The organism is Thalassospira sp. UBA1131 (assembly GCF_002311515.1).
GTDB lineage: Bacteria > Pseudomonadota > Alphaproteobacteria > Rhodospirillales > Thalassospiraceae > Thalassospira.
The window spans coordinates 13,883-17,070 of record NZ_DCAO01000022.1 but is presented as its reverse complement, the minus strand read 5'-3'; the positions used below and the strand labels follow the sequence as shown (position 1 = coordinate 17,070).

3 protein-coding genes are annotated in these 3,188 nt (G+C 54.1%); all 3 read right to left on the bottom strand.

What is annotated here, in order from left to right; translation table 11 throughout:
* Positions 1 to 127: 127 nt before the first annotated feature.
* Complete coding sequence (locus B3Z49_RS03450; protein WP_064782300.1) at positions 128 to 424, bottom strand: c-type cytochrome; 297 nt, start codon at positions 422 to 424, stop codon at positions 128 to 130.
* A gap of 44 nt (positions 425 to 468) precedes the next feature.
* Positions 469 to 2,001, bottom strand: coding sequence for a multicopper oxidase family protein (locus B3Z49_RS03445; RefSeq protein WP_296988257.1), 1,533 nt, complete (start codon positions 1,999 to 2,001; stop codon positions 469 to 471).
* 410 nt (positions 2,002 to 2,411) lie between these two features.
* The coding region (locus B3Z49_RS03440) for a SpoVR family protein (protein ID WP_296988256.1) at positions 2,412 to 3,188 on the bottom strand (777 nt) is incomplete at its 5' end.

Here is a 3,188-nt window from a genome sequence, read left to right as displayed (position 1 = left end):
AATTCGGCATCCATGAAAATCTCGGTGCCCTTGTCATCGGTCAGATAAATCAATTCATCTGCCGATGCGTGCATCAACGGGGCGGTCATCATCAGACCGGCAAGTGCAGGAAGCATAAGACGTTTCATTATTGTGTTCCTCCGAACCAGGTGGCGATGGCTTTGATGTCCGCATCGCTCAGGTCTTTGACGATTTCATGCATGACAAGCGCCTGACCACCGGTGCGGCGACCTTCCTGATAGGCGCGAATGGCGTTTTCAAGATAAAGCGGCTGTTGACCCAACAAGATCGGAACATCCTTAAGGGCCGGGTTGCCGTTGGTGCCGTGACACGAAAGGCATTGCGAAGCCGCGGTTGGCATCGCATCGGGTTTGGCATCATCGGCCTTGGCGTCTGTCACGGAAAAGGCGGACCATGCGATCATGATGGCCGCGGTGAAGCTGGCGGTGTGTGCAAAGGATCGCATCATCATACCTCGATATTGACGTTGATCATCATGCCGGTGTCTTCATGCGGCAGGATGTGGCAATGCATAACGTAGCGGCCGGTAAAATCGACAAAGCGGGTGCGGAATGTCACGGTTCCCGCGGCCGGAACGGCTATGGTGTCCATCCAGGGTTTGCGTGCATCCGGTTCGCCATTGATCGAGACGACCTGAAACGGGTTCACGTGGATATGCAATGGATGGGGGAAGGGTGTGGTGTTGATCAGCGTCCATTCCTCGACCGCGCCGAGTTTGGCGACAACGTCATCACGCCTTGGATCAAACCCCTGACCGTTGATGGTAAATTCGGTGTCGTCAAAGAAGCCTGACACATCCTTCACACCTAGAACGAACTTGCGCCTGTTGGTGACTTCGTCATCGGTGATATCGGTCAGAATCTCGTTCTTGGGCAAATCATCTGTCGGAATTGATTTGCCGAATTTGACATCCTTGCCAACACGCGGATCATCGGCCGAAATGACAATGATATCGGCAAGATGTTCTTCGGGCAGGCTGGCCTTGCCCTGCATGAAGGCCGGGCGGCGCAGTGCATAGGTGCCGGTTTTAACACCCTTGATCAAAAGGTTCGCGCGGTTGCCCGGTGCCAGCAGAAATTCCTCGGTTTCTTCGGCCTTGGGCAACGGATTGCCATCCAGACCAATCAGATGCATTTCCATGCCATCTGCGCGCAGCGGGATGAACTGCGCATCGCCCGCGTTCAGCAATCTCCAATGCTGAACTTCGCCTTCGCGGATATAGATTTTCGGGCGGTATTGACCATTCACAAGGAAGTCGCGCTCGGCATCCAGAGGCCAGATCGGCTTTTCACTTTCCAGCAACCCGTCAATGCCCGGGATCGGTGCCTGAAGCACAAGAACGCGCTCAAGGGCAGCAGCGATTTCAGGGACTTCGTCAAGCGTGCCACCAATGATCGCCATGCCCGCCGCACCCGATGCGACCTGTGCCGAAACCGATCCGTGGCGATGCGGGTGATACCAGTAATTGCCCGCCGGGTGATCAACCGGCAACTTCACGACATAGTTAAAGCTCTGCCCCGGTTCGATCTGCAAATAGACGTTATCGCTGTTGCCGCGCGGGCTGACATGGAAGCCGTGATAATGGACGTTGGTGGTGTTAAACCGGTTGGGCACATTCGTGACTACGTCCTCGCCGGCATCCTTGTTGGGCGGCATGCGGTTTTCAAACGCCAGTTCCAGCGTGTCACCGGGTTTGATGCGAATGGTCGGACCGGGAATGGATGCGTTGAAAATGCGAAGCTTGGCAGGTCCGCTTGGCAGCGAATAGTCGCTGGCATCCATGAAGAAATCGGCTTTCAGGCGCCCATCAACCGAATGGATTTCCATCGGGTTGGGCAAATCGTCGTTGATGCCGATGGGGGATTGGCTTGCGATTGTTTCCATCGCATTCGATGGCGAAACAAGCCAGGGCATTGGCGCAATGCCTGCAGCAACGGTCGCTGCAGCCGACCCTTTCAAGAGTCCGCGACGCGTGATCATAATGTGGTCTCCCTCAACGTGCCGGAATGCGGTCCCCCGGCGCGGCAGATGCTCAGTATTATTCTTGTACCCCATTAGGGTGGGGCTGATTACATCGGAAAGATAAAAGCTTGGCCGCCAAAGCGATGTGCCAACCGTCACAGACGCCTGATTTGGAACGATTATTCTTTCAAACTCCCGTGATGCTATTGTACCGCAATTGACCGATCTATCAATTCGGAGTTGCTCGATAATGCATGACGGTTCGATGAAGTCGGAAGTCCGGGCGGAAGGAATAACAGGCAACTTAATGAAATCATTATCCATCACCTGATCGGTTCGGCTGTTTCCAAACCCGAAATAAAAAATCCGCACCCATTTCGGGCGCGGATTTCAAAGGTCTTGTTTTGTTTTGTGTCGGAAGGTCGTGGCTAGTTGCCGACCAGATCATCCGGCGTGTAATTCACCTCATGCAGGATTTCGCCGCTTTCATAATCGACGGCCTGCAAGGTCACGCCATAGCCCCAAAGTTGCCCTATATAGCCCAGCGTCATTTCCGCTTCCGACTTTTCAAGGCGGATGCCTTCATGCTCGGTATGCTGAATGTAAAGCTGACGGTTGCCACGGATATCGACATCGACCACCTGCATGTCGGGCTCGCGCACTGAAATGTCATGCATGCGCGCCAAGGACCGGCGAACCTTGCGATACCCATTATCATCATGGATGGCCGCGACTTCGAGATGCGGTGATGAACTGAGATCGTCGATCATGAACATCCGCATGTCGCGCATCACCTTGGGCGACAGGAATTGCAGGATAAAGCTTTCATCCCGGTAATGCGCCCACGCTTCTTTCAGGGTCTCGACCGGCTCATTGTTCCCGGCAATATCGGGGAACCATTTATGGTCTTCCTCGGTCGGATCAACACAGATGCGGTGGATGTCCTGCATCATCGCAAAGCCAAGCGCATAGGGGTTAAAGCCGGAATAGCGTTGATCATCATATTCGGCCTGAAACACGACGCGCGAATGGTAGTCGATGAACTCCATCATAGCGCCTTCGGAAATCAGACCCTTGTCATACAAGCTGTTCATGATGGCGTAATGCACATAGCACGCGCAGCCTTCATTCATCATCTTGGTCTGTTTCTGCGGATAGAAATACTGCCCGATATTGCGCACGATGCGCAAAATCTCACGCTCCCA